This is a genomic window from Ruminococcus sp. AF31-8BH, assembly GCF_003460605.1.
GTDB classification, from domain to species: Bacteria; Bacillota; Clostridia; order Lachnospirales; family Lachnospiraceae; genus Blautia_A; species Blautia_A acetigignens.
Genome location: NZ_QTVN01000019.1, coordinates 357 through 26,284, shown reverse-complemented (window position 1 = coordinate 26,284; position 25,928 = coordinate 357). Strand labels below are relative to the sequence as shown.

Below are 25,928 nucleotides of genomic sequence, written 5' to 3'. Positions count from 1 at the left end.
AATGAGTAAAGAAATAAAGGATGAGGAAGTAGACAAGCTGTTGGAAGATGAGCTGTTCCGAGAGGCTAAGATGATAGAGAAAAGCCTTCTGGGAGACCATGCAGATGAGCCTTCAGTCTCTGATGAAGAAATTGATAAGGCTTATGAAAGGTTTATGCAGCGCGTAAAAAAAGAAGGCCTGCAAAAAGAAAACAGCCAGGATACACAGACAGCAGAAATTGTGAAATTTCCCGGATCCCGGGGAATGGATAAATGGGAAAGAGAATTAGAGGAGATTGGCAGAACTGTGGATGATTCCTGGGATGATCAGGATCCTGTTCAGGAAGAGAACAATTTTGTCAATGAGCTTTCGAATATGATACATCCCATTGAAATTGAGAAACCGAAGTCATGGTACAAGCTTGCAAAAGCGTCTGGCTTTATCCTTCTTGCAGCAATCGGTCTTCTTGCAGGAAGTATGGCGAGCCAGGCGGATAATGCGAAATTTGTCAGTACCATTGAGCATATTATAGATCATAACACTATGCCGTGAAGGCTGGCTGAAAAATAAATAAAGTTCTGGGTAAAAGGGGGAATCTGCATGAAGATCACTTTTATTGGAGCAACACATGAGGTTACCGGAAGCTGCTATTATCTGGAAGCAGCCGGAAAAAAGTTTCTGGTAGACTGCGGAATGGAACAGGGGCCTAATTACTACGAGAATAAGGATATTCCTGTGCCGCCGGGAGATTTGGATTTTGTTCTTCTGACGCATGCGCATATGGACCATTCCGGCAATCTTCCTGCAATTTACGCAAAAGGATTTAAGGGACCAATCTATGCCACTGAAGCAACCTGCAATCTTTGCGACATTATGCTCCGTGACAGTGCCCATATCCAGATGTTTGAGGCTGAATGGCGCAACCGTAAGGCGAAGCGCCAGGGGAAACCGGAGTTTGTTCCGGCTTATACCATGGAAGACGCCATGGGCGTGATCCGAAACTTTGTAGGCTGTCCTTATGACAAGGGAATCATTCTTGGAGAGGGACTGCGGGTAAAATTTATTGACGCAGGTCATCTTCTTGGTTCCAGCAGCATCGAAGTGAATATTCAGGAAGATGGAGTGGAAAAGACCATTGTATTTTCCGGAGACATTGGAAATAAAAATCAGCCTTTGATAAAAGATCCGGTTTATTTCAAAAAAGCGGATTATGTGGTGATGGAGTCCACATATGGGGACAGAAGCCACGGAGAGCGGCCTGATTATGTAAGGCTTCTTGCCGACATTATCCAGGAGACTTTTGACAGAGGCGGAAATGTTGTGATTCCGTCCTTCGCAGTGGGAAGAACCCAGGAAATGCTGTATTTCATCCGACAGATCAAAGCAGAGAACCTGGTTCACGGTCATGGAAACTTTAAGGTGTTTGTTGACAGTCCCCTTGCGAATGAGGCAACCAATATTTTTGGAATGCATAAGTATGACTGCTTCGATGAAGAAGCCATGGAACTGATCAATAAAGGAATCAATCCCATCAGCTTTCCGGGACTGAAAATTTCTGTTACCAGTGAAGATTCCAGGGCAATCAACTTTGATGAGGACTGCAAGGTAATTATATCCGCCAGCGGAATGTGTGATGCGGGCAGAATTAAGCATCATTTGAAACACAATCTGTGGAGGGAAGACAGCACCATTCTGTTTGTAGGATATCAGGCAGAGGGAACAGCAGGACGTGCACTGATCGAAGGGGCAACGGAGATCAAGCTGTTCGGTGAGCCGGTTCATGTGGCGGCGAAGATCTGCCGGATGCCTGGAATCAGCGGTCATGCTGATGTAAATGGTTTAATTGACTGGATCAAGGCATTCGAAGAAAAACCACAGAAAGTCTTTGTTACCCATGGAGAAGACAGTGTAACAGAAGTATTTTCCGCAAGACTGCGGGATGAAATGGGATACGATGCCTACGCACCGTTTAGCGGAACGGAATTTGACCTGGCCACAGGGGAATTTCTGTACGAGGCGCAGGGAATTCGCATCCAGAAGCCTTCCGCAGTTCAGAAGGCTTCTAAAGCTGCAAGGGCATACAATAAGCTTCTTGCCCTTGGACACCGTCTGTTGTCTGTTATCCGTAAGAACGAAGGATGCCCTAATAAAGACCTGGAGAAATTTTCCAGAGAAGTTCAATCCCTGTGCGACAAGTGGGACAGAACGGATATCTGATTTTTATTTGCCAATTGAGTCTGCCGATGCAGACAGCGAATCTATGAAATGTAAAAATGCCCCGGGGAAATCCCGGGGCAAAAAATACAAAACTTAAATTAAGAAAGTGCCTCTTTTAAAGCTGTTGCAAGCTGGTCTGGACATGAAGTTGGTCTGCGGCCGCACTGGATTCCCTCCAGACGTGCGATAACTTCCTTAGCCGGCATGCCTTCTACAAGCTTTGCTACACCCTGAGTGTTTCCAGAGCAGCCACCGATAAATTTCACATTGTGAACCTTCTGTTCATCATCAAGATCATACTGGATTGCCATAGAGCAAACACCTTTTGTCTTATATTCCATTGATTTTTCCTCCAATTGTTTTTTATAAAATAACAGGATCGGATCAGTTTCTGATCCAGCTATTATTATAGCAGAACATAATATAAGTTTCCATTCTAAATTTAAGTTGGATATAAGGGGAAGTTTTGTTATAATAAAGAAGAATCAAGAGGTAAAAGGCTGCTGGTTACTTTGTGACAGCGGCAATAAATGTTAAATTATATTTACAACAGGAGAATACAAAATGAAAAGCATAGGTATTATCGGGGCAATGGAAGAAGAAGTTGCCATTTTAAAAGAAAAAATGGAAGATGTGAGAATTATCAAGAAAGCTTCCATGGATTTTTATGAGGGAACTCTGGCTGGAAGAAAAGCCGTTGTAGTGCGTTCCGGAATTGGCAAGGTAAATGCTGGAATCTGCGCGCAGATTCTTGCTGACGTATTTTCAGTAGAAGCAATCATCAACACAGGAATCGCAGGAAGCCTGAATAAGGACATCAATATTGGGGACATTGTTCTCTCTACAGATGTTGTGCAGCACGACATGGATGCTACCGGATTCGGATATCGCAAAGGCCAGATTCCACAGATGCCGGTATTTTATTTTGCAGCAGATGAGAAGCTTCGCCAGTTAGCAGCAGAGGTATGCCGCGAGGTGAACCCGGATATCCAGGTATTTGAGGGCAGAATTGCATCCGGTGATCAGTTTGTCTGCGACCAGGGCGTGAAGGACGGTATTGTATCTGAGTTTGCCGCATACGCAACCGAGATGGAAGGCGCTGCCATTGGACAGGCTGCTTATCTCAATGAGATTCCATTCCTTGTGATCCGCGCTATTTCTGACAAGGCAGACGGAAGTGCGCAGATGGATTACAGTGAATTTGAGAAAAAAGCAATCGAGCACAGTGTGAAGCTGACTTTGAATATGCTTGCAAGACTTGCATAATTAACGCCTGCCGGGAATGCTGCATATACTGGAAGTGAAATGGAAAAGGAATCAGAATGCTGATATGATATATAAAGATTTTTATCCATTTTACGCGAGCTATGCCAATCCCATGCTTTACAGAGGGGAGAAAGAACAGGAAGAAGAGTTTTCCCTGATGAAATCTTATTATCCGGAGACTGCCAGAAGGATTCAGGAGAAAGTGGAAGAAGAATGTGATCTTCTGGATTACGAGGGCAGCAGGCTGTACGATGAACATCCGGACCGCTACATGCTGTATCATCTTGGCAGGAAGATCATGGATGATGTCAGCCCGCAGGCAGGTATGGAAGCTATGTCAGACGGTCTTCTGGAGGATCTTGTTCAGGTGCTTTTATTTCACGAAATATCACGCAGACGGTGCCGGAGACGCAGATGCCGGGGCTGGTATTAAAAGAAGGAAGCCCTGACCGAAGCAAAATATGATAACAGAATTTTACAATAGATATAGTGGAAGCTTTATAATATTAAAAAGATGAAAACAATAGACGAATATTTAGACGAACAGATCAATGAGCAGTTATGCCAGGCCGTATTAAGCGGAAGCAAAGGAGAAGGGCCTTCCAAAGCGAAGATACGTCCTGTAGAAATCAAAGGACAGGTGATTTACCAGGTTTCTGAGACTGTTGGAACGAAAGTACTTCACAGGAATTATCACCGTGAGGAACTGATACAGTATCTGAAAGAGGGACTGCAGCATCACTTTTCACAGCTTCAGTCCAGTGGGATGACGCTGGACGGTACTGTTCTGGTGAGCAAGAAGGGAAAAGTAACCATTAAGACCAGACGTCATCCCGGTAATGCACAGAACCAGAGTACTTCTGGGAAAGACAAGCCTGCCCAGACTGGTGAAAAGAAACAGATACTGGCACACAACCGTGTGAAGCAGTATATTCTCAAAGAAAATACTCCAGTTCCATTCCTTGTGGACCTTGGAGTTATGAATAAAGAGGGACGGATCATCACGCAGAAATATGATAAATTCCGGCAGATCAACCGCTTTCTGGAATTTATCCAGGACATTCTTCCAAAGCTGGATCAGCAGAAGGAAGTTACGATATTGGATTTTGGCTGCGGAAAGTTCTACCTTACTTTTGCCATGTATTATTATTTAAGAGAACTTAAAGGCTATGATGTAAATATTATCGGCTTGGATCTGAAAACAGATGTCATTGAGAAATGTAATGGGCTGGCTGTTAAATACGGCTATGAGAAGCTGCATTTTTATCAGGGAGATATTGCAGATTATGAGGGTGTATCTTCTGTAGATATGGTAGTGACTCTTCATGCCTGCGATACTGCCACGGATTACGCACTTGCCAAAGCTGTAGAGTGGGGCGCCAAAGTAATCCTTTCTGTTCCATGCTGTCAGCATGAGGTGAACCGCCAGATTAAGAATGACACGCTGGAACCGATTCTGAAGTATGGGATTCTCAAGGAAAGAATGTCTGCTTTACTCACAGATGGAATTCGTGCCAATCTGCTGGAAAGTATGGGGTATGAGACTCAGATCCTGGAGTTTATCGACATGGAGCATACGCCTAAGAATCTTCTGATCCGTGCAGTAAAAACTGGTAATAAAAGAAAAATGGATGATGCAGCAGAGCTTATGAATGCTTTGCATATCAGGCCGACACTGGAAAAACTTCTGTACCCGGAGGGGGAGGTACATTCAGAAAATTAAGGGGAGAAAAAATGATAAAATTTTTACGCAGAGCAGTGATTCTCCTGTTTATTTTTGTTCTTGGCGTGGCAGGAAGCTCACTTCTGCTGAACAGCGAGACCACGGATGACCGCTCTGATATGAATGATCCGGTTTTCCCGGAAGTAATGGTTAATTTTGACGGAAACTATGGAAACAGGATGTACGGTTATGCGCAGCCCATGCAGTCGGATTTTACCAGAGACAGTGTAACCCCGCTGGATACTTCGAAGGAATTGTCCCTGGTGGTGAATCCCTATGATACGAAGGTTACAAGTCTTTCCTATGAGATCCGTACTTCCGACGGCAGCAAGGTACTGGAAAACCGCAAGGTCAAAAGTCTGGACAAGCTGGACAGCTATCTGGCCACGACTATAAAGATCAGCAGTGACCTTCTGATGAACCAGGAGTATTCCCTGCAGATCTCGCTGGAAACAAATAAAGGAACGGCTTACTACTATACCCGCGTTGTTTCCAGATCCAATGTGAATGCATCCCAGTATATTAAGTTTGTCACAAGCTTTTATGAGAAATGCATGGATAAAGCGGCGGCAGAGGATCTGACCAGTTATCTGGAACCGGACAATTCCAGAACTACAGTCAATTATACAGATGTGGACATCAATTCCACATTTGCCCAGATCAGCTGGGGAAATTTAAGCCCGCAGATATACAGAAGCGGAATCCCGGTTGTGAAGGATATCAATGAGACAACTGCCAGTGTTTCCCTGGAATATCAGATTGCCGCCCTGGATGATAATGGAAATCAGGAAATTTATGATGTAACAGAGTTTTACAGAATGCGCTACACAGAAACCAGAATTATGCTTCTGGATTTCAAGCGAAGTGCATCCCAGGTATTCAACGAGAATTCCATTCATATTTCGGACAAGGGACTTCTCCTTGGGGTAAGAGATAAGAATGTGGAATATATGATGAATGAAACTGCCGGAGTTCTGGCATTTGTTCAGGAGGGTGATTTGTGGTCCTATTCTCCGACAGATGGTAAGTTTTCCAGAATTTTCAGCTTCCGTAAGGAGAATGATGGAGATTTCAGAGATGCAAGATACAAGCACGATATTAAGATCATTCGTGTGGAAGACAACGGAGATGTGGATTTTGTGCTGTATGGATATATGAACCGGGGTGTCCGGGAAGGATACTGCGGTGTCTGTGTATACCACTACAGCAATGACCAGAATGTGGTGGAAGAGAAAGTCTTCATTCCATCAACAGAATCTTATGAGTTCCTTAAGGAAGACCTTGGAACATTGTCTTACGTAAGCACAGATAATTTTCTGTTTCTTTTGTTTGCACAGAAGCTGTACAGAGTCAATATTTCAGAGGAAACCAGCGAGGTGCTGGATGAGGGAATTCATACAGATGAGTTCGCGGTTTCAGAGACAAATGCTCATGCAGCCTGGGTGATCCAGAAGGGAGAGAGTGCCGGAAACATAAAGGAAATTGATTTTGAAACCCTGGAAACCAGAACCCTTGCGCCGTCAGACGGACAGTCACTTGTGCTTTCCGGATTCATGAATGAGGATATGGTTTATGGAATTGTGGTGGATGGCGATATTGTGACAGACAGCAATGGCCATGAAACCACAGGAATTCATACAATCCGCATAGAAGCATTTGACGGAACCCTAAAAAAGGAATATCATCAGGAAGGACTTTATATAACCAATGTGACAATGGGAAGCACCATAATGGAGTTTCAGCTTTCCCAGAAGACAGGCAGCGGCTATCAGGCAGTAGATAAAGATAATATCCTGAACAATACAAAGGCATCTGCCAACACAGTATCTGTAGAACTGGTAAGCAGCACCAGAGCAGGAACACAGATCAGACTGTCCCTGGATGAAGCACCGGAAATCCAGGAACCATTAGTAATCTATTCAAAGATGAAGAGTGTGAAGGATGAATATATTGCCCTGGACACTCAGATGCCGGATGACAACGTATATTATGTATATGCGAAAGGCGGTCTGGACAGCACATACACAGATCCTGCCCAGGCAGTTTTAAGGGCAGATGAACAGACTGGAGTAGTACTGAACCGCGCCCAGCAGTATGTATGGGAGCGCGGAAACAAGAAGACAAAGCTGACGCTGAATCTTGATGACATACCGGAAGCAATGAAGAGCGCATCCCTGGATGTGGCTGTTTTACAGGAAAGCCTTGGAGATGGGGGAACTGTAATTGATCTTTCCGGATGTACCCTGGACAGCGTACTCTATGAGATCAGTGCCCAAAGACCTGTCATTGCCAAAACCGGTGATAATACCAGTGTGGTGATCGTCGGATATGATGAATACAACACCTATCTTTACGATCCTGTGAAGGGAGAGACATATCCTTATGGTATGAATGACAGCACTGCATTATTTGAGGCAGCAGGCAATATTTTTATCAGTTATATAGAAAATCCGGATTTCTGATGAGCTGGAGCAATGAAGCAGCTGGGGCAAATTCATTTTGCCCCCTGACATAAAAAATAAAGCAACAGGAAAGGACAGAAAAATGTTAAGCGAAAACATCAAAAAACTGGTACAGTACGGAATTGAGACAGGACTGACTCCTGCCTGCGAGAAAAATTACACAACAAATCTTCTGCTTGATGTTTTTAAGGAAGACGAGTACACAGAACCGGAAGAGGAATACTCCAATATTAATCTGGAAGAGGTTCTGAAGGAACTTCTTGACGAAGCTGTAGAACGCGGCCTGATTCAGGACAGCGTAGTTTACAGAGACTTGTTTGATACTAGGCTGATGAACTGTCTTATGCCTCGTCCTGCTCAGGTTCAGAACACTTTCTGGGAAAAATATAAGGAATCCCCGGAAGAAGCGACTGATTATTTCTATAAATTAAGCCAGGACAGTGACTACATCCGCCGCTATCGTGTAAAGAAGGATCAGAAGTGGACCGTAGATTCTCCTTATGGAACCATGGATATCACCATCAACCTTTCTAAGCCGGAGAAGGATCCAAAAGCCATTGCAGCAGCCAAGCTGATTAAATCCAGCAGCTATCCGAAATGCCTTCTTTGCCCGGAGAATGAGGGATATGCAGGACGCGCCAACCATCCGGCAAGAGAGAATCACAGAATCATTCCGCTCACCATCAATGACAGCTCGTGGGGAATGCAGTATTCTCCATATGTATATTACAATGAGCACTGTATTGTATTTAACTGCAGGCATACTCCGATGAAGATTGAGAGAAACACATTTATCAAGCTATTTGATTTCGTGAAGCTGTTTCCTCATTACTTCCTTGGCTCCAATGCGGATCTTCCGATTGTTGGAGGCTCCATTTTAAGCCACGATCATTTCCAGGGCGGACATTATACCTTTGCTATGGCAAAAGCAGAAATCGAGAAGCCGGTAACGATTCCGGGCTATGAGGATGTGGAAGCTGGAATTGTAAAATGGCCGCTTTCCGTTCTTCGTATCCGCCACAAGGATGAGAAGAGACTGGTGGATCTTGCCACTCATGTGCTGGAGGTATGGAGAGGCTACACCGATGAGGCTGCATTTATTTATGCAGAAACAGACGGAGAACCGCACAACACCATCACTCCGATCGCACGTAAAAGAGGTGACATGTTCGAGCTGGATCTTACATTAAGAAACAACATCACTACAGAGGAGAATCCGCTGGGCGTATATCATCCTCATGCAGAGTATCATCATATTAAGAAGGAGAACATCGGTCTGATCGAGGTTATGGGACTTGCGGTTCTTCCTGCAAGACTGAAAGAGGAACTGGAGCTGCTTGCAGAGTACATTCTGGAAGGTAAGGATATTTCCTCCAATGAGAAGATTGAGAAGCATGCGGACTGGGTAAAAGGCTTCCTTCCAAAATACGATCATCTGAACAAAGATAACATTGAAGAAATTCTGCACAAAGAAGTGGGAAATGTATTTGTACATGTCCTGGAAGATGCAGGTGTATACAAATGCACGGAAGAGGGCAGAGAAGCCTTCATGAGATTTGTTCAGGCACTGTAAATCTTGATGGGAAACAGCTCTTTTGCAACATATAAGTAACAAAAATGTAACAAAACTACAAAACATGTTGGATTTTGGTTGAAAGAAAAAGGAATTTCCGTTATACTAAAGCCAACAGGAAATAGAAAAGCAACGATTCACTTTGTGTACATTGTGACGGAAACAGATTTATGGAGCAGAGGAGTGTCTATGAGAGATAAGCATAAAAGAAAGCAAAGGATTTTCTGGGTTCTGCTGCTGGCAGCGCTGGTATGGTACGGAAGCCTGACAGGAAGCGGCAGATCCGGTGGAGGTACCTATAATGTACAGGCTGCAACCACCAATGTAGTAGCCAGATTCTGGAATACAAACGGCAGGCCTGTTTACAATCAGCTTCGGATCAAGACCACAGCGGGAAAGAGAATTAAGTTGCCGTCCGTTCCATCTGTCAAGGGGTATCAGAATCTTGGATGGTCTACCAGAAAGAATGCGACGAAGATCACCTACAAAGCTGGTCAGACGATCACTTTGAAGAAGAATTTAAGTCTGTATGCAGTCCGCAAAAAAGTAGGAACTTATACAGTTGCATTTTATAACAGCAATGGTTCCTCCAGTACAGCTTTTGCCAAGCTGAAGACGACGGTTACCAAGAATGATTACCTGACACTGCCGTCCGTTCCGGCTAAGAGCGGATATGAGGTTCTGGGATGGAGCACCAGCAAGAATGCTTCCCGTGCAAATTATGCAGTCGGCAAGAAGATACGGATCAAGAAATCGCAGAGGCTTTATGCTGTTTATAAAAAGAATGCTACAGTAACGCTTTGCAAGAACAATGGAGCCGTTTATAAGACCATAAGCGTCAGATCCGGAACTTCTTATAAGCTTCCTTCCGTAAGCAACGCTTCCGGATATACATTTATGGGCTGGGATTATCAGCCTGGCAAGTGTGTTGCCCCGCGTTATGAAGCGGGAGAATCCATTACTGTAAATGGAAACGTGAAATTATACGCAGTAGTATTTAACCGGTCAGCAGAAGAAGAGCTAAGTTCTTCTGATCTGCTTGCAAGCAGCGGATGGAGAATGGGAAACGGAAGCACCAGCAGAGGATATAATCATATCATATTCGTGGGTGATTCCAGAACCGTGCGCATGCAGCTGACCCTGCAGAGACAGTTCGGCACAGATTCCAATGTTCTGCAGGATATCGATTTCGTGTGCCAGGAAGGGCAGGGACTTAGCTGGCTGAAAGAGACTGGAATGAACAGTATTCTTTCTAAGGCACAGGCCTACTATTCCGTACAGAGACCGACAGCAGTCATCTTCAATCTGGGTGTAAACGATCCGGGGCAGATGTATAATTATGTAACGTATCTTAAGCAGATTGCCGGAGAGCTGCAGAAAAAGAACTGCAAGCTGTTCTTCATGTCAGTGAATCCGGTTAACAGCAAGGTAATCCAGGTACGTGGCTTTAACAAGCTGAGAACAGAGGAGGTTGTGCGTAAGTTCAACACAGTTGTGAGTGCGGGACTGAATGGAACCTATACCTACATTGATACCTATTCCTACCTGCTTAACACAGGATTTGGCACCAATCGCGGTGCTGGCGGCGTGGATGTTACCGTAGATGATGGTCTCCACTACACCACCAAGACCTATAAGCGGATATTCAAGTATTGTCTTGACTATCTAAGCGAGCACTAACAAGAGAATACGAATTCAAGAGAACACGAAGCAATGAACCAAAGAAGACCAGGATGATCATGCCGGGAAACAGCAGTTCCGGCAGAAATCTGCGGTCTTCTTTTTGTGAAAATAACCTTGCGCGAAGAAGAGGAATAGTCTATACTATAGAGAAACGAGTGTTTGGAAAAATGAGGAGAAAGAGGAGCAGATTATGAAACTTACAACAGTAAAAGAGATTTACAGAGAACGGGAGAAATACCTGGACCAGGAGATTACTGTAGGCGGCTGGGTACGAAGCGTTCGTGATTCCAAGACTTTTGGATTTGTTGTTCTCCATGATGGAACATATTTTGAGACCCTTCAGGTCGTTTACCACGATACAATGGATAATTTTGCTGAGATTTCCAAACTGAATGTAGGCGCAGCAATTATTGTAAAAGGAACTCTGGTAGCTACACCTCAGGCGAAGCAGCCATTCGAGATCCAGGCCACAGAAATTTCAGTAGAGGGCGCTTCCGCACCGGATTATCCTCTTCAGAAGAAACGTCACAGCCTTGAATACTTAAGAACGATCACACACCTTCGTTCCAGAACAAATACCTTCCAGGCTGTGTTCCGTGTACGTTCCCTTTGTGCATATGCAATCCATAAGTTCTTCCAGGAGAGAGGATTTGTCTATGTACACACACCGCTTATCACAGGAAGCGACTGTGAGGGTGCTGGAGAGATGTTCCAGGTTACGACTATGGATCTGAATAACATCCCTACCGATGAGAAGGGAAACATCGATTATTCCAAGGACTTCTTCGGCAAGGAGACCAACCTGACAGTAAGCGGTCAGCTGAACTGCGAGACCTTTGCACAGGCATTCCGCAATGTATACACATTCGGACCTACATTCCGTGCAGAGAACTCCAACACCACACGTCATGCAGCTGAGTTCTGGATGATCGAGCCAGAGTGTGCATTCGCTGACCTCGAGGATAACATGAACCTTGCAGAGTCCATGCTGAAATATGTGATCCGCTATGTACTTGAGAATGCTCCAGAAGAGATGAACTTCTTCAATTCCTTCGTAGACAAGGGACTTCTGGACCGTCTGAACCATGTTGCCAACTCTGAGTTCGGACGTGTTACCTACACAGAGGCAATCAAGCTTCTTGAGAAAAACAACGATAAGTTTGACTACAAGGTATCCTGGGGATGTGACCTGCAGACAGAGCATGAGCGCTATCTGACCGAGCAGATCTTTAAGAAACCGATTTTCGTTACAGACTATCCGAAGGAAATCAAAGCATTCTACATGAAGATGAACGAGGATGGAAAGACAGTAGCTGCCATGGACTGCCTTGTTCCTGGAATCGGTGAGATTATCGGAGGAAGCCAGAGAGAGGACGACTACGGCAAACTGAAAGCACGTATGGATGAGCTTGGACTGAAAGAAGAGGATTATGATTTCTATCTTGATCTTCGTAAATATGGTTCCACACGCCATTCCGGATACGGCCTTGGCTTTGAGCGTTGCGTTATGTATCTGACAGGAATGGGCAACATCCGCGACGTAATCCCGTTCCCGAGAACAGTTAACAACTGCGATTTATAAAATGAGGTAGAAGAATGAGATTTATTCATCTTGCAGACGTAAATCTTGGGGCAGTCCCTGACAGAGGCTGCCCGTGGAGCGAGAAGCGGGAGAATGAAATCTGGGAAACATTCCGCCGGGTTATTACGGGTATCCGTGAGAATCCGGTGGATTTGTTATTTATAGCCGGAGATCTGTTTCACCGCCAGCCCCTTTTAAGCGAACTGAAGGAAGTCAATGAACTGTTTGCATCCATCCCGAAAACCAGGGTTTATCTTATGGCTGGGGATCAGGATTACATGAAAATAGACTCTTTTTACAGAACCTTTTCCTGGGCTTCCAATGTTGTGTTTTTTGCAAAAGAGAAGGTTGCCTGTGTGAAGGATGAGAAGCTGGATGTGTATGTATATGGCATGAGCTACGAGCATCCCGTAATCACAGAGGATCTGTATGCTGGCATCCGTCCGGAAAATAAGGAAGGAATCCATATCCTTCTGGCCCACGGCGGAGACCGTCAGCACTGTCCCCTTGATGCAGCGAAGCTTGCTGCCGCAGGCTTTGACTATGCTGCCCTGGGACACACGCATGCGCCTAGGGTTCTCATACGGGATAGAGCCCTTTACAGCGGTGCCCCGGAACCTCTTAAGCCAAATGATTTCGGAGAGCATGGATATATAGAAGGCCGGGCTGAGAATGGCAGAATAAAGACCAGCTTTGTTCCATTTTCCATGCGGACCTACCAGCAGCTTCTTTTGAATGTGAATACCGAAAGCACACAGCTTTCCCTTGAGGATAACCTGAAAGAAGAGCTCTTTAAAAGAGGCGGTCTGAATATCTACCGCGTGATCCTTCAGGGAAAAAGAAAGCCCGAGCTTCTTCTGATCCCCGAGCGTCTGAAAGCTTTTGGAAATATCACGGAGGTTCTGGATGAGACGGTTCCTGCCTATGATCTGGAAGCTTTGCAGCGGCAGTATGCAGGTACCCTGATCGGTGACTACATCAGCTATTTCCAGGGGAAAAACAGGAACACAGTGGAAGAGAAGGCCATGTATTACGGCCTTCAGGCTTTGCTGGAAACAAGCGTATGAACAGAGGAACACATAAATGATCTTAAATCGCATAACAATCAATAATTTTGGTGCCATTTATAACCGTACAATGGAATTTGCTCCTGGATTGAACCTGATCTGTGCTGAAGAAGAACGAGAAATCCTTTTTGATTTTATCAAAATCATGTTTTTCGGATTTTCAGACCCGTATGGAAAAGGCTGTGAAAACGATCTTTATACCCGGTATCAGCCAGAACAAGGCCAGGAATACGGTGGAATTCTCTGGTTTGAGGACCATGGGAAAAATTACCGCCTGACTCGTGATTTTGGAAAAGAGACCTACGTCTGCCAGCTTTTCTGCCAGGAGAACGAGAATGTTCTGGAACTAGGCTCAGACACTCCTGCCCACTTGATTTTTGGAAAGCTCAGTGAGAAATTATATGAGAATGCAGCAGATGTAAAAGCCCTGAAGGGCACTTCCGCCGCGGATTTTGCAAGAGAGCTTCACAATTATCTGGGCGCTCTGGAGAAATCCTGGGACAGCAGCATGCAGCTTGGCAGAGCGGACCAGATGCTGAAGATGTGGAGAAAGGGCTATTTAAGCCAGAAGGAGCGCTGGCAGAAGGACGTACAGCGCCAGCAGGATAAAATGTCCGCCAGACTGGAAGAACTGGAATCCCAGTTAGATGAGCTCCGGGACAGGAAAGGTCAGGTTGCACAGCAGCAGACAGAAATCTATTCTTCTGCCAGCAGGGAAGAGGAGACTCTTCTGGGCGAGCAGATCCGTACAACGGAAAAGAAAAATCTGGAGATGATTGCAGTTGCTGTAATCGCAGCTGTGGTTGGAATTGTAGGTCTTGTGGGACACTTCCAGATGGGAGATGAAATGTCCAGAGTTGGAATGGATGTTTGCGTGGCTGCCGCTGTGATTGCCATCATCTACTCTTTTTCCGTGAGGAGAAGGCTGCGCAGCGAACTTGCAAAGCAAAAGAAGAAAAAAGCCCGCATGCAGGTTCATCAGGACAAGCTGAAATTCAGTCAGGAGGATCTTGATGAAAATTATAATGAGATGCTGACTGCTTTTACCAATATTCAGAAGGATTACCAGGAATACGAGACGGAGACGGCACTGCCAAGGTCTGAGGATCTTGAGATCCAGGCGCTGAATCTTGCAATGGAGACCATCGGGACGCTGTCCGGGGATATTTACAGGGAGAGCGGCAGGAAGATCCGCATACGTGCTTCCAGAATCTTAAGAGAGCTGACGGATGGTAAATTCATAGAAGTTTTCCGCGACAACCAGCAGCACATTATGCTCGATACGGAACAGGGTCAGGCAGAACTGGGGAAATTCAGCCTGGCTGATATGAAGCTGGTTTACTTCGCCATCCGTATGGCAGCAGGAGAGCTGCTTGCTGCGAAGACCACACTGCCTGTAATGCTGGATGATCTCTGGAGCGGCTGCCCGGAAGAACAAATACTGTCCGCTCTTAAATGGCTGAAAAAACAGCCAGGACAGATATTTATAAGAACCGACAATGCTAAAATCACAGAACTTCTAGAGCACATTGAATATACGAAAATGTGACAGGAAACAAAGCCTTTCCCGTTTCCGTCACGAAAAATAAGGCTGAGGCTTTATCACTATCTGATAAAACTTCAGCCTTAAACGATTTCAAATCTAATTATCTCTTACGATATCAGAAACCAAATCCCCGTTGCTCCTGACATAACAGCTTATTTCTCATACTGAGCCATATAATTTTTTACGCAGCGCTTAATTCGGTCAACCGGGTTCAGCAGATGGCTGACAGACATATCATGATTCAGGGTATCAATGATCAGCGCAATATATTTGCTCATATCGCAGGAGATATAATACGGCTTCGCAAGCAGCTCCTCCGGCTGGTAAACCAGGTTAGTGGTAAGAAGTTTGTCAAATACCCCTGCCTCATGTGCCTCGTCAAATTTCTTAAGGCTGTCGGTAAACAGTCCAAATGTGGAGCACAGATAAATTTTGCCTGCACCTCTTTCTTTCAGAAGAGAAGCAATCTTCAGAATAGTCTCGCCAGAAGAAATCATATCGTCGATGAGAATCAGATCTTTGCCTGCTACATTTGGTCCAAGGAATTCATAAGCGGCGATAGGATGTCTGCCGTCTACATTCTTGGAATAGTCAAGGCGCTTGTAGTACATACCCATATCGACTCCAAGGATATTGGCAAGATAAATAGCACGGTTCATGCTTCCCTCATCCGGGCTGATGATCATAAAGTGCTCATTGTCAATGTGAAGTCCCTGCTCGTTCTTCAGAAGAGCTTTGATAAACTGGTAAGACGGATGCACAGTCTCAAATCCGTGAAGCGGTGTAGCGTTCTGGATCTGCGGGTCATGTGCATCGAAGGTGATGATGTTCTCCACACCCATATTGATAAGTTCATGGAGGGAAGTAGCACAGTCAAGTGACTCTCTTCCGATACGCTTGCTCTGGCGTCCCTCATAGAGATAAGGCATGATTACGTTTACACGGCGGGCCTTGCCTCCGATTGCTGCAATTACACGCTTCAGATCCTGATAATGATCGTCAGGAGACATCAGGTTGGTGTATTTGCCGATGGGGTAAGAGATATTGTAATTGCATACATCTACAAGAACATAAATATCGTCGCCTCGCACAGACTCGGTAACAACGCATTTGCCCTCGCCGGAGCCAAATCTTGGGTTCTGAACCTTTACCACATAGGAATCTCTTTTGTATCCTTCAAAGGCGAAAGAATCTGTTTCTGAATGCTCACGTTCCTTACGCCACTGTACAAGCCATTCGTCCACCTTCTGTCCTAAACTCTTGCAGCTTTCCAAAGGAACTAATCCCAGCCTTCCGACGGGAAGTGTAGTCAATTCTTCTTGTGCCATTCTTTACTTTCCTCCTAAAAAAATTTTCTGAATGCGGATGTCCTTTCCCACAAGTTTGGTCATGCGGTAATTGCTGGCAATGCGGGAAAAGGTTCTCTCAGAATACGTAGCTGAGAAATCTTCCAGTTTCAGGTTTGTGGAAATAATCGTGGATTTTTTGCGCATGATCCGCTCATTGATGCACAGGAAAAGCTGTGAGGATACAAAGCTGTTGGTCAGCTCCGTTCCAAGGTCATCAATGATCAGCAGGTCACAGTCAAAAATCAGTTCATCATCGGGAGTATCATTCTTCCTGGAAAATGCAGAGCCCGCAAGAAAATCAAAAAGATCAAATGCGGAAAAATACAGCACGCAGTGTGCACTCTCCAGAAGCTCATGCGCAATACAGTGGGAAAGAAAGGTCTTGCCCACACCGGTATCGCCGTAGAAAAACAGATTCTCAAAGGTATTGTCAAAGCCAGCAACAAAGTCCTTCGCAAGATTGTAAGCACGGCGGGCGGTCTCGCGTTCTGTGAGCCCCGTTGAATCATTTGTTATTGTATCAGAATAAAAGGCAAATGAAAAGTGGTCAAAGTTCTCTTTTTCAAGAATTTCTTTCAAATTTGACTGGGTATACAGAAGTTCGATCTCTGCTTTTTTGAAACAGGAGCATTTCTGGCTGCCTACATATCCCGTATCCTGGCAGATGGGACAGGTGCAGGGCATCTCCAGATAATCCGCCGGATAGCCAGAAGAAAGCAAAAGAGCAGTCCTCTCCTGGGAAAGAAGGGCGATATCATTGCGCAGATCATCGATGCCGCTCTCCTGGCGGTTGATCAGGGCACGGACCTTCCTTGCGCTTAAGGTGGCAACCTCCTCGTCAATCTCCCGAAGGCGGGGAATCTTCTCGTAGGCCTCTGCCTGGTGTTCCTCCTGAATGCGGCGGTTCTGGGCCTGTCTTCGATTATATTCACGCATAATGGTATCGTACTGGTAATTCTGTAAAGGCATGTAAATTTCTCCTTCTAGTTGGTGCTGTTATTCAGGAGCTTCTTCTCGTATTCTGCGAAATCGTAATCCCGCTGGTGGAAATTATTGAAGCGGTTGGTGGCCTTTGGCAGCGGAGCTGGTGTCTTGGCTGCCTTTTCCAGCTTGCGCTTCTGGTGCTGGGCATCCTGAAGGCGTACATCCTCCAGGGTACGGATCTTCTTCTTACTCCAGCTTTGCAGGATCTTGTCTGCATATGGGAAGCTGGGCTGTCCGGTCTGAAGAACCGTGCGGGAACAGGCCTCCTGGATCAGGTCCATGGTAAAGCCGTACTCTTTGGTCCAGGTGTTGATCAGGGCAATCTCTGTGTCGGCAGGATTGCGGTTGGTAATTCCCATGGCTTTGAGAACGGTGAAATATTCTTTGCTGTAGCGGGAGGTGGAATCCTTGGCCATTTCTACGGTTGTGATTCCCTCCTCCTTCCATGCCATGGCTACGGTCTCAATATAACGGATGCTGCGGTGATCCCGTCCCACACAGTACTCGATCAGATAATCAATAAGATCCACAGACATATGCAGCTCATCATAGAAAAACAGGATCTTGCGGGTCTCCGTAGGGGTAAGGGTCTTGCCCAGATACTGCTCCGCAATGTAAAGCAGCTGGACAATATCTTCGTTCTGCTTCAGCTCCTTCACCCGGTCCGGGGTAAGATGCCTGCTCTCGGAAAGGGGCTTGGAAGGAGCGGGTGAAGAGGAAGAAGATCCAGTTCTGTCAGGGACCGGGAATGCAGTGTCCTGTGATGAGACAGCAGCCGCATTCTCTAAATTTGACAGAGGATTTTCCTGGACAGGGAAATCCTGCTCTGCATTTACAGAAATTTCATCTGCCTTGTTCCGCGGTGTCAGAAGTGTAATCCCCGTCAGCGCATTTCCTTCATATATAAGAGAAACCAGTTTCTCATTCTCCCAGTATTTCAGTGCACGGAGAATATCACCTTCTGTACAAAGCAGAGAATCTGCCATCTGGGAAAGCCCGAAGGCTTCCTGGGGGCTGCCAAGCATGCGCAGCAGATAAATATATACTTTTACAAATTCGCCGCCTGCTCTTGGCATAAAACGGTCGATAAAAACATTGGATAAAACAGTGACATCATTTGCCTCTGTACTATGTAACGTGATCATGTGATATTCTCCTTGCGGTTGTTGTCTGCATTATAGCACAACCTTTTTTAAAAGAGAATAGAATATTTTTCCGCCGGAATGTGTGTGGATTACAGTGTGGATAATGTGGATAATGTGGAAATCAAGTTGCGCATAATGTTTATGGGAAACCTGTAACCTCTTGAAAAATAAAGAAAAATAGCAATTCGTGTCGAACTCTGTCGTAATATTATGTTAAGTGGATTATGCACAAAAGAATCCACATGCAGCACAATGTGAAAATGTGCATAAGCATGTGGATAATGTGGATAACTAAAAAGAAGCTTGCAAATACAAGCTTCTTTTGATGTGGATAACATTTTTATATTTTATTGCTGGAACCGGCGAAATACCGTACAAATCTTATTTGCCAAGCAGCTGCTCCCCGATTTTCACAACATCTCCGGCACCCATTGTGATCAGCAGATCTCCAGGAGCGCAGTTGTTCAGAAGATAAGTCTCGATCTCGTCAAAGGTAGGGAAGTATTCGCATGGAGTACCCAGCTCTTTAATCTTCGCCTGAAGATCCTCGGAAGAAATTCCAAGAGTATCGGTTTCTCTTGCCGCATAAATGTCAGCCAGAACTACATGGTCAGCCAGGGTAAGTGCCTTGGCAAACTCTGGAAGAAGTGCCTTGGTACGAGTATAAGTGTGCGGCTGAAAAACGCACCACAGCTTCTTGTGGGGATAATTGTGTGCTGCGTTTAAGGTTGCCTGGATCTCTGTGGGATGATGTGCATAATCATCCACAATGGTAACGCCTGCCACTTCACCCTTGTACTGGAAACGGCGGTCTGTACCTGTGAAGCTTCCAAGTCCCTTCACGGTAACCTCGTCCGGGATCTGAAGAAGCTGTGCCAGTGCAATCGCAGCCAGTGCATTGGAAACATTGTGGCTGCCCGGAACCTTCAGATAGAAGCTTCCGGCTTTCTTACCATCCTTCATAACGGTGAAGGAAGCGTGACCGTATTTGTCATAGGTGATATCAGCAGCCTGATACTGTGCGTCGTGCTCCAGGCCGTATGTAATGACCTTGCAGGGAAGTCCTTCGATAATTTCCTCATAGCGAGGTGTGTCCGCATTGATGATCAGGGCTCCGTCAGATGGCAGCAGCTGGGCAAATTTGCGGAAGGAATGACGGATGTCGTCAATATCCTTGAAAAAGTCCAGATGGTCTGCGTCAATGTTCAGGATAATGCTGATCTTCGGGAAAAAGCTTAAAAAGCTGTTGGTATACTCGCAAGCCTCTGTGACAAAGGTCTCAGACTGTCCTACTCGGATATTTCCCCCGATGGACGGAAGGATTCCGCCAACGCTGATGGTAGGATCTGCGTCTGCCTCCAGAAGAATCTGGGAAATCATAGAGGTAGTGGTAGTTTTGCCATGAGTTCCGGAAACAGCGATCGGTGTGTCGTAGTTACGCATGATCTGTCCAAGAAGCTGGGCTCGGGTAAGCATAGGAATGCCTTTTTCCACTGCGCAGGCGTATTCCGGGTTGTCAGGATGGATGGCTGCAGTGTAAACCACAAGCTCTACATCGTCTGTAATATTGGAAGCGCGCTGTCCGTAAAAAATACGTGCACCCTTCTTCGTAAGAGAATCCGTAAGGGGGCTCTCCTTGGCATCAGAACCGGATACCTTGAACTCCTCACCCAGAAGGATCTCAGCAAGTCCGCTCATGCTGATTCCGCCAATACCGATAAAGTGAATATGAAGCGGTTTATGAAAGTCTATCTGATACATATTAATCTCCTCATAAAATGAATGTGACAGCTTCCCATAATGAGAAAACTGCGTTTTTATTTTCATTTATTATACCCCGAACCATGAAAAATGAAAAGTATTTCTTTCTTCCTGTACAAAATATCCAAAAGCAACAAGCCAAATTCGAATGCTGTCGAAAAAACATGTACAATAACGATAAAAAAAGTAAAATGAGACCAAAAAAATTGTAATAAATGTTCACTAAACAGGAGAAGTATGGTATAATGATAAATCATAACTACAACAAGAGGTGATAGCATGATTAAAAAAGAAATGATTGCCATGCTCTTAGCCGGCGGCCAAGGCAGCAGACTTGGGGTACTGACAGAAAAAGTGGCCAAACCAGCAGTAGCTTTTGGAGGAAAATACCGTATCATTGATTTTCCATTAAGTAACTGTATTAATTCAGGAATTGATACAGTAGGAGTTCTGACACAGTATCAGCCTCTGAGACTGAATACCCATATCGGTATCGGTGTTCCGTGGGACCTGGACAGAAATGAAGGCGGCGTAACCGTACTTCCACCTTACGAGAAGAGCACAAACAGCGAGTGGTACACAGGAACAGCCAATGCCATTTTCCAGAATATGGCGTATATGGAGCAGTACAATCCTGATTATGTGCTTATCCTTTCCGGAGATCATATATATAAGATGGATTACGAGGTTATGCTCGACTTCCATAAGGCGAACAAGGCAGATGTGACCATCGCCTGTATGCCGGTACCTATTGAGGAAGCCAGCCGTTTTGGTATCATGGTAACAGATGAGACCTTCCGCGTAACGGAATTTGAAGAGAAACCGGAGCATCCAAGCAGCAATCTTGCTTCCATGGGTATTTATATTTTCAGCTGGCCGGTTCTTAAAGAAGCTCTTTATGCATTGAAGGATCAGCAAAGCTGTGATTTTGGTAAACACATTCTTCCATACTGTAAGGAAAAGGGACAGCGTCTTTTTGCTTATGAGTACAACGGCTACTGGAAAGACGTAGGAACTCTTGGCTCCTACTGGGAAGCAAATATGGAGCTTATCGATATTATTCCGGAGTTCAATCTTTATGAGGAATTCTGGAAAATCTACACCAAAGGCGATATTATCCAGCCGCAGTATATTTCCGAGGAGGCTGTTCTGGACAGATGTCTGATCGGCGAGGGCTCTGAAATTTATGGCGAGATACATAATTCTGTAATCGGGCCGAACGTTGTAATCGGTAAAGGAAGCGTAATTAAGAATTCCATTATTATGCGAAATACAACCATCGGCGAGAATGTAGACATGGACAAGGCTATTGTAGCAGAGGATGTAACCATCGGCAATAACGTGGTTCTTGGCTGCGGCGAGGAAGCACCAAATGTGCTGAAGCCTGCTGTATATGCATTTGGCATTGCGACCATAGGAGAAGGCTCCGTGATTCCGGACAATGTTAAGATTGGAAAGAACACGGCGGTTTCCGGCGTGACCAAAGCGGAGGATTATCCGGAGGGCATTCTGGAAAGCGGACAGGTAATTGCAGCAAAGGACGGTGACAAAGCATGAGAGCGATTGGTATTATTTTAGCTGGCGGTAATAACAACCGCATGAGAGAATTATCAGATAAGAGGGCAATTGCAGCAATGCCGATTGCCGGAAGCTATAGAAGTATAGATTTTGCCCTTAGCAATATGGCAAACTCCCGCATCCAGAAGGTTGCAGTACTGACCCAGTACAATGCCCGTTCCCTGAATGAGCATTTAAGCTCCTCCAAGTGGTGGGATTTCGGAAGAAAGCAAGGCGGTCTTTTCGTATTTACACCTACTATCACCAAAGAAAACGGTTTCTGGTATCAGGGAACCGCAGATGCTATTTATCAGAACTTAAGTTTTTTGAAAAACAGCCATGAACCTTACGTTGTAATCGCTTCCGGTGACTGCGTTTACAAGATGGACTACAACAAGGTTCTGGAATATCACATTGCGAAACGCGCTGACATTACCGTTGTGTGCACCACATGCCCGGATCCGTCCGAGGTAGAGCGTTTCGGTGTTCTTCGCATGAATGAGGACTGCAGGATTGAGGAGTTCGAGGAGAAGCCTATGGTTTCCCCGTACAACACCATTTCCACAGGTATCTATGTGATCCGAAGAAGACAGCTGATCGAGCTTATCGAGAAAGCTGCCCAGGAAGGTCGCAATGATTTTGTAAAAGATATTCTCATTCGCTACAAGAATCTGAAGCGAATCTATGGCTACAAGATCGACAGCTACTGGAGCAATATTTCCACTGTGGAATCCTATTATAAGACCAACATGGATTTCCTGAAGCCGGAGATCCGCAACTATTTCTTCAAGCAGGAGCCTGGAATCAAGACCAAGATCGATGACCTTCCGCCAGCCAAATACAACCCTGGCGCAGTGGTGAAGAACAGTCTGATCTCCAGCGGCTGTATTGTAAACGGAGTGGTTGAGAATTCCGTTCTGTTTAAGGATGTATTTGTTGGAAACAACTGTGTAATTAAGAATTCCGTAATCCTGAACGATGTGTATCTGGGGGATAATACACATATCGAGAATTGTATCGTAGAGAGCAGGGATACCATCCGTGCCAACTCTTATTACAGCGGCGAAGGAGAAGTGAAGATCGTCGTAGAGAAAAACGAAAGATATACCTTATAATAAAAAAGACTTCAACCGCAGCAGAAGCGGTTGAGAGGAAAGGGGCAGCAAAAATGAACATTACAGACGTACGGGTGAGAAAGGTTGCGAAGGAGGGAAAGATGAAAGCCGTAGTTTCCATCACCATTGATGAAGAATTTGTAGTACATGACATCAAGGTGATTGAGGGCGAGAAGGGACTTTTCATCGCAATGCCAAGCCGCAAAGCAACCGATGGAGAATACCGGGATATTGCACATCCCATCAATTCTTCCACTCGTGACAAGATTCAGACGATCATTCTCGAGAAGTATCAGGAAGCTGCTGCTGAGGAAGCAGCGGTATAATACAAGAGGTTTTTACACCCCGCATTTCTGGGAGAAATCCAGGAGATGCGGGGATTTTTTTATGCTGTAAATGCACTTATGACATTTTGGAAAATTCTTAAATATTACACAATTGTTACGAAATTTAAATAAAGTGTTGCAATAATTACAAAGTGTGTTATACTAAACCTAGAAAAAAGATAATGAGGTGTTTACATATATGAGATTTAAGAAAGTTTTTGCGTTACTGTTGACAGGAATTATGAGCGTATCCGCACCTGCTTTTGTATATGCATCTTCCACAGAAGAGCAGCTTGCAGACGTACAGGCCCAGAAGGAAGCCGCACAGGCAGATCTGGCACAGGAGCAGGCCAATATGGCATCCCTGGAGAGCAAGAAGCAGGAGCTTGAGAGCTATCTGGCAGAGCTGAATGCGCAGTATACAGAGCTTACCAACAGCGTGTCCGAGCTTGGAATCCAGGCAGCAGAGAAAGAGGACGAGCTGAAAACTCTTCAGGCACAGCTTGAAGAGGCCAAGGCCACATCCGACAAGCAGTACGAGGATATGAAGAAGCGTATTGTTTACATGTATGAGAATGGCAGTGCATCTATGCTGGAGCTGCTTTTATCCTCTCAGGATCTGGCGCAGTTTTTGAACCGTGCCGAGAATATTGCACAGATTTCCCAGTATGACCGTGATATGCTGGACAAATATAAGAAGCTTCAGGCTGACATTAAGGCACAGGAAGAGCAGGCTGAGGAGGAAGCACAGTCCATCAATGACCTTCTTGCGGAGAAATCCGCCAAGCAGCAGGAGGTTCTGGTACTCACTGCTAATACAAACGACAATATCCAGTCCTACATTTATCAGATCAGTGCCAGCCAGGACGAAATTAGTGCTCTGAACGCACAGATCAGCAGTGCAGACAGCAGCATCTACAGTCTGATGCAGGCTGCTGAGGCGGAGCGTGCGGCAGAGGAAGCGGCAGCAGCGGCTGCTGTACAGGCAGAAAGTGCTTCTGAGGAAAATTACGATAGTGCAGAGGATAACAGTCAGTCTGAGTCTTCTGAGGAAGATTACAGTGAGGCAGATAACGGCTATAGCGATTACAGTGAATCCGACAGTGACTACACAGAATCCGATGATTCCTACAGCGATTATGAGGATTCCTCTGACGACTCTTACACAGCGTCTTCCGATAGTACAGATAATTCCGAAAGTATATCCGAGAGCGGAAGCAGCTCTTCCTCTCAGGGAACCTATCTTGGCAACTTTACTCTGACCGCATACTGCAACTGTGCACAGTGCTGCGGAACCGCCGGAAACCTTACCGCCAGCGGAACCGTTCCTACAGCAGGCAGAACCGTTGCCATGGCAGGCGTACCATTCGGAACCCAGCTTCTGATCAACGGAACTGTATACACCGTAGAGGATCTTGGAACCCCTTACGGCCACGTTGACATCTACTGCGGCAGCCACTCCGAAGCTCTTGCATTCGGACTGCAAAGCGCAGACGTCTACAGACTGAACTAGAGTCTGTTTGAAAAATCATTCCCGCAATCTGCACGCCCCACTTTGCGGTATATTTTGCCCGAATTCAGTTGCCGTAGCCCGCTACGGCACCCTCATCCGGACAAAATCTCCCACAAATTGTGACGCACATCTTGCAGAAAGCCTTTTGGGGGCACGCTCTAACACAACCCAAACAAGCTCCGCCAGGTGCGATATGTTTTTATCATTTGAAACATATAGCCTTGCGGGGCTTTTTTTATTTAGGCATTTTTTTGTATGCTTTTTTGAAAGAAGGTAAAAAGAGAAATATTGAATTATAAAATTTATTTTATATATTTTTAATATATTTTTTATTTCCAAAAAGCCCAGACTGTGCTAAGATAAACATAAAGCATATTTCTTTCAATTATCAAAGTGCGTTGGCACTATCTTGTATTATCTAAACACATTTCAGAAATCTATGCTTTTAATCCAAAAACATTTAAGAGCAGGAGATTTCGAAATAAGCGTGTTCAGGTCTCCCGGGAAAGGAGTACCTATTATGATGGAACTACAAGCTGGTAATGGATTGCAGGAGGAGCAGAGCATCTTCCCGGTAGCAAACAGGAAGTACAAGGATACTATTTTTCGAATGCTTTTTTTCGGATAAGAAAAATCTGTTGTCATTGTATAATGCGTTGAACGGGAAAAATTACAGCGATTGTGACAAGCTGGAGATTGTAACATTGGAGAATGCCATATATATGAGTATGAAGAATGATCTGGCATTTATTCTGGACCTGGATTTATTTCTGTGGGAGCATCAATCTACGTACAATCCTAATATCCCGCTGCGTGATCTGATGTACATAGCCAAGGAATACGAGAAGTACATAAAAGAAAAAGGAATTTCTTTATACTCCAGCAGACAGCAGAAAATTCCCGCACCGCAGTTTATCGTATTCTACAACGGGAACCGTAAGATCGGAGAATGTATGGAACATCGCTTGTCCGATGCATATGAAACAGTCAGAGGAGAGCCTGCACTGGAGCTAAAAGTTCTGATAATTAACATTAATGAAGGTCACAACCAGAAACTGAAGGAAAGCTGCCAGATCCTG

At 45.2% G+C, this 25,928-nt stretch carries 20 protein-coding genes and 2 pseudogenes; 17 read left to right on the top strand and 5 right to left on the bottom strand.

Annotated elements, in window-relative coordinates:
* The first annotated feature begins 1 nt into the window (after position 1).
* Positions 2 to 532: a hypothetical protein gene (locus tag DWZ38_RS18795; RefSeq protein WP_021925964.1), complete on the top strand. Its 531-nt coding sequence runs from the start codon at positions 2 to 4 to the stop codon at positions 530 to 532.
* Between the two features lie 48 nt (positions 533 to 580).
* Entirely contained in the window at positions 581 to 2,197 is a 1,617-nt protein-coding gene (locus DWZ38_RS18790) for an MBL fold metallo-hydrolase (RefSeq protein ID WP_021925965.1), read from the top strand.
* Positions 2,198 to 2,295: 98 nt separating this feature from the next.
* Here DWZ38_RS18790 and DWZ38_RS18785 read toward each other — a convergent pair whose 3' ends face one another.
* Positions 2,296 to 2,538, bottom strand: coding sequence for a TIGR03905 family TSCPD domain-containing protein (locus DWZ38_RS18785; protein WP_021925966.1), 243 nt, complete (start codon positions 2,536 to 2,538; stop codon positions 2,296 to 2,298).
* A gap of 223 nt (positions 2,539 to 2,761) precedes the next feature.
* On the opposite strand from DWZ38_RS18785, the gene DWZ38_RS18780 reads away from it, so the two are divergent.
* The 9 genes from DWZ38_RS18780 (at position 2,762) to DWZ38_RS18740 (ending at position 15,102) form a co-directional block, all read left to right on the top strand.
* Positions 2,762 to 3,463 carry a 5'-methylthioadenosine/adenosylhomocysteine nucleosidase gene (locus DWZ38_RS18780; protein WP_021925967.1) on the top strand — a complete coding sequence of 234 codons (702 nt, stop codon included), beginning with the start codon at positions 2,762 to 2,764 and terminating at the stop codon, positions 3,461 to 3,463.
* Between the two features lie 64 nt (positions 3,464 to 3,527).
* A complete protein-coding gene (locus DWZ38_RS18775; protein ID WP_021925968.1) occupies positions 3,528 to 3,896 on the top strand; it encodes a hypothetical protein in 369 nt (122 codons plus the stop codon).
* Between the two features lie 81 nt (positions 3,897 to 3,977).
* A complete protein-coding gene (locus tag DWZ38_RS18770; protein ID WP_117854577.1) occupies positions 3,978 to 5,186 on the top strand; it encodes an SAM-dependent methyltransferase in 1,209 nt (402 codons plus the stop codon).
* A gap of 11 nt (positions 5,187 to 5,197) precedes the next feature.
* Positions 5,198 to 7,648 (top strand): hypothetical protein, encoded by a 2,451-nt coding sequence (locus DWZ38_RS18765; protein WP_021925970.1) that lies wholly within the window; start codon positions 5,198 to 5,200, stop codon positions 7,646 to 7,648.
* Between the two features lie 82 nt (positions 7,649 to 7,730).
* Positions 7,731 to 9,221 (top strand): UDP-glucose--hexose-1-phosphate uridylyltransferase, encoded by a 1,491-nt coding sequence (gene galT / locus DWZ38_RS18760; protein ID WP_021925971.1) that lies wholly within the window; start codon positions 7,731 to 7,733, stop codon positions 9,219 to 9,221.
* A 189-nt stretch (positions 9,222 to 9,410) separates the two neighbouring features.
* Positions 9,411 to 10,901, top strand: coding sequence for an InlB B-repeat-containing protein (locus DWZ38_RS18755; protein WP_021925972.1), 1,491 nt, complete (start codon positions 9,411 to 9,413; stop codon positions 10,899 to 10,901).
* 193 nt (positions 10,902 to 11,094) lie between these two features.
* A complete protein-coding gene (gene asnS, locus DWZ38_RS18750; protein ID WP_021925973.1) occupies positions 11,095 to 12,486 on the top strand; it encodes an asparagine--tRNA ligase in 1,392 nt (463 codons plus the stop codon).
* Between the two features lie 14 nt (positions 12,487 to 12,500).
* Positions 12,501 to 13,553, top strand: coding sequence for a DNA repair exonuclease (locus DWZ38_RS18745; RefSeq protein WP_021925974.1), 1,053 nt, complete (start codon positions 12,501 to 12,503; stop codon positions 13,551 to 13,553).
* 16 nt (positions 13,554 to 13,569) lie between these two features.
* Positions 13,570 to 15,102, top strand: coding sequence for a hypothetical protein (locus DWZ38_RS18740; RefSeq protein ID WP_021925975.1), 1,533 nt, complete (start codon positions 13,570 to 13,572; stop codon positions 15,100 to 15,102).
* 149 nt (positions 15,103 to 15,251) lie between these two features.
* On the opposite strand, the gene DWZ38_RS18735 is transcribed toward DWZ38_RS18740, so the two are convergent.
* The 4 genes from DWZ38_RS18735 to murC form a co-directional block, all read right to left on the bottom strand.
* A complete protein-coding gene (locus DWZ38_RS18735) occupies positions 15,252 to 16,427 on the bottom strand; it encodes a ribose-phosphate pyrophosphokinase (RefSeq protein ID WP_021925976.1) in 1,176 nt (391 codons plus the stop codon).
* A 3-nt stretch (positions 16,428 to 16,430) separates the two neighbouring features.
* Positions 16,431 to 17,417: an ATP-binding protein gene (locus DWZ38_RS18730; RefSeq protein ID WP_021925977.1), complete on the bottom strand. Its 987-nt coding sequence runs from the start codon at positions 17,415 to 17,417 to the stop codon at positions 16,431 to 16,433.
* 14 nt (positions 17,418 to 17,431) lie between these two features.
* Positions 17,432 to 18,577, bottom strand: a complete 1,146-nt coding sequence (locus tag DWZ38_RS18725) for a DnaD domain protein (protein WP_021925978.1) — start codon at positions 18,575 to 18,577, stop codon at positions 17,432 to 17,434.
* A gap of 381 nt (positions 18,578 to 18,958) precedes the next feature.
* Entirely contained in the window at positions 18,959 to 20,338 is a 1,380-nt protein-coding gene (murC, locus tag DWZ38_RS18720) for a UDP-N-acetylmuramate--L-alanine ligase (protein WP_117854575.1), read from the bottom strand.
* A gap of 279 nt (positions 20,339 to 20,617) precedes the next feature.
* Here murC and DWZ38_RS18715 point away from each other — a divergent pair, with 279 nt between their 5' ends.
* The 6 genes and pseudogenes from DWZ38_RS18715 to DWZ38_RS23665 all read left to right on the top strand — a co-directional run.
* On the top strand, positions 20,618 to 21,895 hold the full coding sequence (locus tag DWZ38_RS18715; protein ID WP_117854572.1) for a glucose-1-phosphate adenylyltransferase: 1,278 nt from the start codon (positions 20,618 to 20,620) through the stop codon (positions 21,893 to 21,895).
* Complete coding sequence (glgD, locus tag DWZ38_RS18710; RefSeq protein WP_021925981.1) at positions 21,892 to 23,010, top strand: glucose-1-phosphate adenylyltransferase subunit GlgD; 1,119 nt, start codon at positions 21,892 to 21,894, stop codon at positions 23,008 to 23,010. The genes DWZ38_RS18715 and glgD overlap by 4 nt, the downstream gene beginning before the upstream one ends.
* Before the next feature lie 53 nt (positions 23,011 to 23,063).
* Positions 23,064 to 23,336, top strand: coding sequence for a septation regulator SpoVG (spoVG, locus tag DWZ38_RS18705; RefSeq protein WP_021925982.1), 273 nt, complete (start codon positions 23,064 to 23,066; stop codon positions 23,334 to 23,336).
* A 199-nt stretch (positions 23,337 to 23,535) separates the two neighbouring features.
* Positions 23,536 to 24,849 carry a hypothetical protein gene (locus DWZ38_RS18700; RefSeq protein WP_117854570.1) on the top strand — a complete coding sequence of 438 codons (1,314 nt, stop codon included), beginning with the start codon at positions 23,536 to 23,538 and terminating at the stop codon, positions 24,847 to 24,849.
* Positions 24,850 to 24,916: 67 nt separating this feature from the next.
* Positions 24,917 to 25,126, top strand: a pseudogene (locus DWZ38_RS23670) (DUF6783 domain-containing protein); the annotation flags it as partial.
* A gap of 445 nt (positions 25,127 to 25,571) precedes the next feature.
* A pseudogene (locus DWZ38_RS23665) lies at positions 25,572 to 25,928 on the top strand (hypothetical protein); the annotation flags it as partial.